The following is a 7036-nucleotide window of genomic DNA, read 5'->3' on the forward strand; positions in this document are numbered from 1 at the left end:
GCATAAACGACCAGTATCACTGAAGCGGCAAGCGATAGCCGTTGGCAAACGATTAGGGGGAGTCAATGTTCCGCGGCATTTCCTTGCGCAAATCCGGGTTTGCGAACAGTCTGGTCCTGCGGATCGGGCTGCTGATCCTCTTTTCCCTGGGCGCTTTCGCCCTGGCCCAGTACTACTTGGTCGGCCAACCGACGGTTTCCCGATTGGCCGATAGCCAGATGCGACTGGCCGCCGAACGGGTCGAAGCCCGTTTCATCCGCCTCCAGCAAACCGTCGAATCGACGCTGCGGGCCAGCCAGAACTGGGGCATGAACGGCGGCCTCGATCATTCCCAGCTACTGCGCTTCAACGAGTTCTTCTTCCCGATTCTGAGCAATCACGATGAAATGCTCACCATCATCCTGGCCCACGAATCGGGCCGCGAACTGTCGCTGCGCCTCGACGAAAACGGCAACTGGCTGAACCGGATCAGCAACCCGGCGGAATGGGGTGACCAGACCTACTGGATCACCTGGAATGCGCACCGGGAAATCGCCAAGGTTGAGATGCGCCGGCGCGACTACGATGCCCGCCAGCGTCCCTGGTTTACCGGGGCGATGAGCCTGACCACCAGTCATGCGGTGCACTGGACCGCACCCTACATTTTCTTCACCTCGCAGGCCCCAGGCGTCACCGCCTCGATGCGCTGGCGGGCCGCCGACGGCTCGACCTACATCATCGCCCACGATGTGCTGCTCGCCGACATCGCCGCCTACACCACCCAGATGTCACTGAGCGCCCATGGCAAGGCCGCCCTGCTGCTCAAGGACGGCCGACTGATCGCGCCGCCGCTCGATCCGCGTTTCAAGGATGCCCAGTCGGTTTCCCGGGCCCTGATGAAAACCCCGGCCGAACTGGACATCCCGGAGCTCGATGCCGGCTTTCAGCTCTGGCAAAGTAATCCGAACCCCGGCGAAGTCCTGCCTGCCTTCGAAAGGCCCGACGGCCGCTGGCGATCCCTGTTCCGGCCGGTCGAAGGCGATGCGACCGGCATCCTGCTCGGCGTCGTCGCACCGGAACGCGATTTCGTCCCGATTTCGCAGCAGGACGTCCTGCTCCTCGGGCTGATCACCCTCGCCGCGCTCGCCCTCGGCATGGCGGTAGCGATCCGCGTTTCACGACATTTCGGTGCCCCGCTGAAGGAACTGGCCAGCCAGGCGGAACGGATCGGCCATCTGCAACTCAGCGAGCCGGTAACGACCAGCGCCCCCTGGCAGGAGGTCAAGCAACTGGCCACCTCGCTCGACGACATGCGCCAGCAATTGCTGGAGTCGCAAAACATGCTGCAGGAGATCAACAGCGATCTCGAACAATCGGTCGCCCGGCGGACGCACGCCCTGCACCAGAGCCAGGAAGCCCTGCAAAAACGCGAGGCCTTTTTCAGGGCCATTTTCGACAACGCCGCGGTCGGCATCCTCAGTCTCGACCCGGACAAGAAACCGACGCTGATCAATCGCGCCTTTGCCGCCTTTGTCGGCCATCCGCTCGACCGGCTGCTCGACCCGGCCGCGCCGCAACTGCTGGCACCGGCCGAGCGCCAGCGTCTCGATGACGCGCTGGCCGCCATGGCCGAAGGCCAGCTCGACAACTTGCGCAGCGAATTCGAGTTTCTCGGCGCCGGCGGGGAAACGCACTGGGGCGACGTCCAGATGACCGCCGTGCGCAATGACAGCGGCCAACTCGATTCGCTGCTCGTCACCGTCCTCGACATTACCGACCGCCGCCAAATCGAGGCCGAACTGATCCGCCAGTTCGCCTTCCTGCAAGCCCTGCTCGACACCATTCCCAACCCCATTTTCTACAAGGGGCCGCACACCCGTTTCCTCGGCTGCAATCGCGCTTATGAGCGCTTTTTCGGCGTTGACCGCAGCGATTTCGTCGGCAAGCGGGTGCTCGATCTCGACTATCTGCCGGAAGAGGCCCGCCGCACCTACCAGGCCGAAGACGAAGCCATCATCGCCGAATGCGGCCGCATCTCGCGCGAAGTCGCGCTGCAGGCGGCGGACGGCAGCCTGCACGACACCCTGTACTCGGTCACCGGTTTCCGCACGACCGAAGGCGAGCCCGGCGGCCTGATCGGCGTCATCGTCGATATCACACCGCTGAAAAATGCCGAGCGCGAGGCCGAGCGGGCCCGGGCGGTGGCCGAAGCCGCCTCGGCCGCCAAGGCGGATTTCCTGGCCAACATGAGCCACGAAATCCGGACACCGATGAACGCCATCATCGGCATGACTCATCTCGCCTTGCAGACCGAGCTAACGGCCCGCCAGAAAAACTACCTGAGCAAGGTCGATGGCGCCGCCAAGGGCTTGCTCGGCATCATCAACGATATCCTCGACCTGTCGAAGATCGACGCCGGCAAGATGCTGCTCGAACGCGCCCCGTTCCGCCTCGACGCCAGCCTGCAGCAACTGGCCGACGTCTGCCAGCTCAAGGCCCGCGAACGCGGCCTCGAACTACTTTTCGACGTTGCCCCGAATGTCCCGGACCAACTGCTCGGCGACCCGCTGCGCCTCGGCCAAGTCCTGCTCAATCTGGTCGGCAATGCGCTGAAATTCACCGAACAGGGCGAGGTCACGGTCAGCATCAAGCCGCTCGCCGAAACGGCCGACGAGATCAAGCTGTGTTTCGAGGTCACCGATACCGGCATCGGCATGAGCGAAGCGCAGCAGCAACAGGTCTTCGCCGCTTTCAGCCAGGCCGACAGTTCGACCACCCGGCGCTATGGCGGCACCGGCCTCGGCCTGTCGATCTGCAAACGGATCATCGAATTGATGGATGGCGAAATCGGCGTCAACAGTACGCCAGGAGTCGGCAGCTGCTTCCACTTCACCGCCCGCTTCGGCCGCGTCGCCGAGGCGGCCGAAGCCCCCCGCCACCTCGGCCTGCCCGACCACCTGCCAACCCTGATCGTCGATGACAGCGCCGGCGCCCGCGAAATTTTCCGCCACATGCTGCAAAGCATCGGCCTCGACTGCCGGACAGTCGACAGCGGCCCGGCGGCGCTCAGCGAGATGCAGCGGGCAGTCGAGCACGGCGAACCCTATGGCCTGCTCGTCATCGACTGGCAAATGCCCGGCATGGACGGCATCGAAACCCTGCGCCAGTTGCATCGAGCCGGCCTGATCGGCCCTGGTCAGAAAGTCCTGATGACGACAGCCTACGACCACGAGGAACTCGCCAACAGTCTCGGCGAGCTAGCGGTCGGCAGCATCCTGGCCAAGCCGGCAACCCCCTCCTCGCTGTTTGATAGCGTCATCGAAGCCCTGCACAGCGGCACTCGCCAGCTACAGCCGATTTTCCAGAGTCCGACGATGACCGGCATCGACTTCAGCGGACGACACCTGCTGCTGGTCGAGGACAACGATGTCAATCGCGAACTGGCCGAGGAAATGCTCACCGTCGTCGGTTTCAGGGTCGATGTTGCGGTCAACGGTCAGGAAGCGCTCAATCTGGCTCGGCAAAACCGTTATGACCTGGTCCTGATGGATTGCCACATGCCGGTCATGGATGGCTATGAAGCAACCCGCCTAATGCGGGCGGAAGCGCCGTTGGCCAATTTGCCAATCATCGCCATGACCGCCAACGCGCTACCCAGCGACCGCAGTCAATGCCTGGCCGTCGGCATGAACGACCATATCGCCAAGCCGATCGATGTTGCCCAGCTTTACGCCACGCTGGCCCGCTGGCTGAGCAAGGAAGGCAGAGCCAGGGCCGAGCCGGCCACCGCCGGCCAGTCAGCGCCCGCAACCGAGCTCAACGAAAGCGCCGCCCTGGCCCGTCTCGGCGGCAATCGCGAGCTCTTCCGGCGCCTGCTCCGCCGCTTCAGCGAAAACCAGCGCGACGTCATCGCCCAACTGCAGGCAGCGCAACTCGCCAACGATCCGGCCAGCATGATTCTGCTCGCCCACACGCTGCGCGGCCTGGCCGGCAACATTGGGGCCGAGCAACTGGCCAGCATCGCCGGCCGCCTTGAAAGCTGGCTCAAGCAGCACAGCCTGAGCCAGTCGGCCGAGCGCCAGGCCCTGCTCGACGAACTGGCGCTGGCCCTCGGCCCGGTCCTTGCCCTGGCCGAACAGGCCCCGCCGACCGAGCCGGCCGCCGTCGTCGCAGTACAACCGGACAGTAATTATCAGCGCCAGGCTCTATTCCGCCTGCAACAGCTTATGGATAATGATGATGCGACGGCCGCCCGCCAGTTGGACGAAATGCAGGGCTGGTTACGGCAGCAAGTAAGCTCGGAAATGGTCGATCGGCTGTCTCGGGAAATCAGCCGCTATGACTTTGAGAATGCGCTGCAAACGCTGCACCAGATTGCCGACGAACTATCCATCGGGCTGAAGCCCGTCTAGAACCGGAGTTGCCATGTCCTCGCTGCTACCCAAACAAAGCATTCTCGTCGTCGATGACACACCGGAAAATATCGACCTGCTGACCGAGGTTCTGTGCGAGGACTATCGTATCCGGGTCGCCACCTCCGGCGAAAAGGCGCTGAAAATCGTCTATTCAGACGAACCGCCCGACCTGATCCTGCTCGACATCATGATGCCCGGCCTCAGCGGCCTGGAAATCTGCCGCCGCCTGAAAGCCAATCCCGATCGCCGACGCATACCGATCATCTTCGTCACCGCCATGAGCACCACCGAAGACGAGCAACTGGGCCTCGAACTGGGCGCCGTCGACTACATCACCAAGCCAATCAGTCCGCCCATCGTCCGCGCCCGCGTCCGCACCCACCTCGCCCTCTACGACCAGACCAGGGAACTAGAGCGCATGGTGCACCAGCGCACCCAGGAACTGCTGACGACCCGCCAGCAGATCATCCGCCGGCTTGGTCGCGCCGCCGAATTCAAGGACAACGAAACCGGCAACCACGTGCTGCGCATGAGCCATTACGCCCGCCTGATCGCCGAAGCCCATGGTCTGGGTCCGGAATACGCCGACACCATCTTCAACACTGCACCGATGCACGATATCGGCAAGATCGGCATCCCTGACGCCATCCTGCTCAAACCCGGCAAACTCGATGCCGATGAGTGGAAGGTCATGCACCAGCACCCGATCATGGGGGCCGAAATCATCGGCAAGCATGAAAACGAGTTGCTCGAAACGGCACGTGTCATCGCCCTGACCCATCACGAAAAGTGGGATGGCACGGGCTATCCGCAGGGCCTCAAGGGTGAAAACATTCCGCTCGAAGGACGCATCGTCGCCATCGCCGATGTCTTCGATGCCCTCGTTTCCGTCCGCCCCTACAAGCAGGCCTTTCCCGTCGAGCACTCGCTCGGCCTGATGGACGCCGAAAGCGGCCGCCATTTCGATCCGGCCCTGATGAAAGCCTTCAAGCTGGCCCTGCCGGAAATCCTCCGCGTCAAGGAAATCTACGCCGACGAATACGGCGCGCTGACCGATCTGGAATTCCAGATCAAGGAAATCTACACCCACCAGAACACGCCGCCGGGCTACCCCGGCATCCTGACCAGCCCGAAGGCGGCCGAGTAGGCGGAGCATTTTTGCCGTTTCCAGCCCGTCGACCGCAGGGCTTTGTCCCTTGGTGAGCAGCGCTGACCTAGAACAGGCCGCCGCTTGGCTGGCCGAAGCAGATGGCCTGCTAATTACCGCCGGCGCCGGTATCGGCATCGATTCCGGACTACCCGACTTTCGCGGTCCCGGTGGCTTCTGGGCCGTCTACCCGGCACTTGGCCAAGCCCGGATTCCCTTCGAGAGCATCGCCAACCCGGCGGCCTTCCGCAATGATCCGCGGCAGGCCTGGGGCTTCTATGGCCACCGCCTAGAACTCTACCGGCAAACCGTACCGCACGCCGGCTTTGGACTACTGCAAGGAATGGGGCAACGGATGGCCCACGGCTGCTGGGTGTTCACCAGCAATGTCGATGGCCAATTCCAGAAGGCCGGCTTCAGCGAGCAGCGTATCTGTGAGATTCACGGCTCCATCCATCACCTGCAATGCAGCGTCGGCTGCACCGAGCGGATCTGGTCCGCTGCCGATTTTCAGCCGCGGGTCGATCACGAGCACTGCCAGCTGCTCGGCGAATTACCCCACTGCCCGCACTGTGGCCAGCTGGCCCGCCCGAATATCCTGATGTTTGGTGACGGGGAGTGGATAGCGCGGCGGACGATGCTGCAATACCAGCGTCTTGAACAATGGATGGCGGCGGTCGACCGGCTGGTTTGCATCGAAATCGGCGCCGGCGGGCACATCCCGACCGTCCGTCATTTTTCCGAAAATACCGGCGGCCGACTGATCCGCATTAACCCTGCCGAGCCGGAAATCGATCCCAGGAAACAGCAACTTGCCCTGCCACTCGGCGCGCTGGACGGCATATCCCGCCTCTACGAGGCCTGCCGGCGCGATTAAGGAGCTTTTTTCAGCGCTTTACTCAGGCACCCGCGAATCGATCGTCAGGGTGACCGGGCCATCATTGACCAAGCTGACCTTCATATCGGCGCCAAAGACGCCGGTCGGCACCGGCTTGCCGAGTTCGGCCGCCAGCTTTTCGACAAAATGCTCGAACAGCGGCTGCGACACCTCACCCCGCGCCGCTCGGCTCCATGACGGCCGGTTCCCCTTGCGTACCGAGGCATACAAGGTAAATTGCGAAACCGCCAGAATCTCGCCGCCGGCTTCCTGCACACTGCGATTCATGACGCCGTCCGCATCGCCAAACAGCCTGAGTCGCACCAGCTTACCGGCCATCCAGTCAAGATCAGCGCAATCGTCATCCGCCTCGAAACCGGCCAGCACCAGCAAGCCGGGGCCAATTTGGCCGCTGACTCGACCGTCGACTGCCACTGCCGCCTCAAGCACACGCTGAACCACGACCCGCATAAGCACACCTCCAGCAGTTTGGTATTTACAAAAGCCGAAAGCCCCGTCTGCTGTTGCAGAAGGGGCTTTTGGGAATGGGAGCCTGGCGGTGACCTACTTTCGCGAGCGGAAGCTCACTATCATCGGCGCTCATCTGTTTCACGGTCC

Annotated in this window: 4 protein-coding genes; 3 read left to right on the forward strand and 1 reads right to left on the reverse strand. The window is 63.0% G+C overall.

Features of this window, described 5'->3' with window-relative positions; genetic code table 11:
• Positions 1-65: 65 nt before the first annotated feature.
• The 3 genes from GH663_RS14135 to GH663_RS14145 are packed head-to-tail and all read left to right on the forward strand — an operon-like array spanning position 66 to position 6418.
• The gene (locus GH663_RS14135) at positions 66-4391 is read left to right on the forward strand and encodes a response regulator (RefSeq protein WP_153132358.1); all 4326 of its coding nucleotides are present in this window, start codon (positions 66-68) and stop codon (positions 4389-4391) included.
• Positions 4392-4404: 13 nt separating this feature from the next.
• On the forward strand, positions 4405-5541 hold the full coding sequence (locus GH663_RS14140) for a response regulator (protein ID WP_153132359.1): 1137 nt from the start codon (positions 4405-4407) through the stop codon (positions 5539-5541).
• Between the two features lie 52 nt (positions 5542-5593).
• Positions 5594-6418, forward strand: a complete 825-nt coding sequence (locus GH663_RS14145) for an SIR2 family NAD-dependent protein deacylase (RefSeq protein WP_439329184.1) — start codon at positions 5594-5596, stop codon at positions 6416-6418.
• 18 nt (positions 6419-6436) lie between these two features.
• On the opposite strand, the gene dtd is transcribed toward GH663_RS14145, so the two are convergent.
• Complete coding sequence (dtd, locus tag GH663_RS14150; protein WP_153132361.1) at positions 6437-6889, reverse strand: D-aminoacyl-tRNA deacylase; 453 nt, start codon at positions 6887-6889, stop codon at positions 6437-6439.
• Positions 6890-7036 lie beyond the last annotated feature (147 nt).

Source organism: Dechloromonas hortensis (assembly GCF_009469765.1).
GTDB lineage: Bacteria > Pseudomonadota > Gammaproteobacteria > Burkholderiales > Rhodocyclaceae > Azonexus > Azonexus hortensis.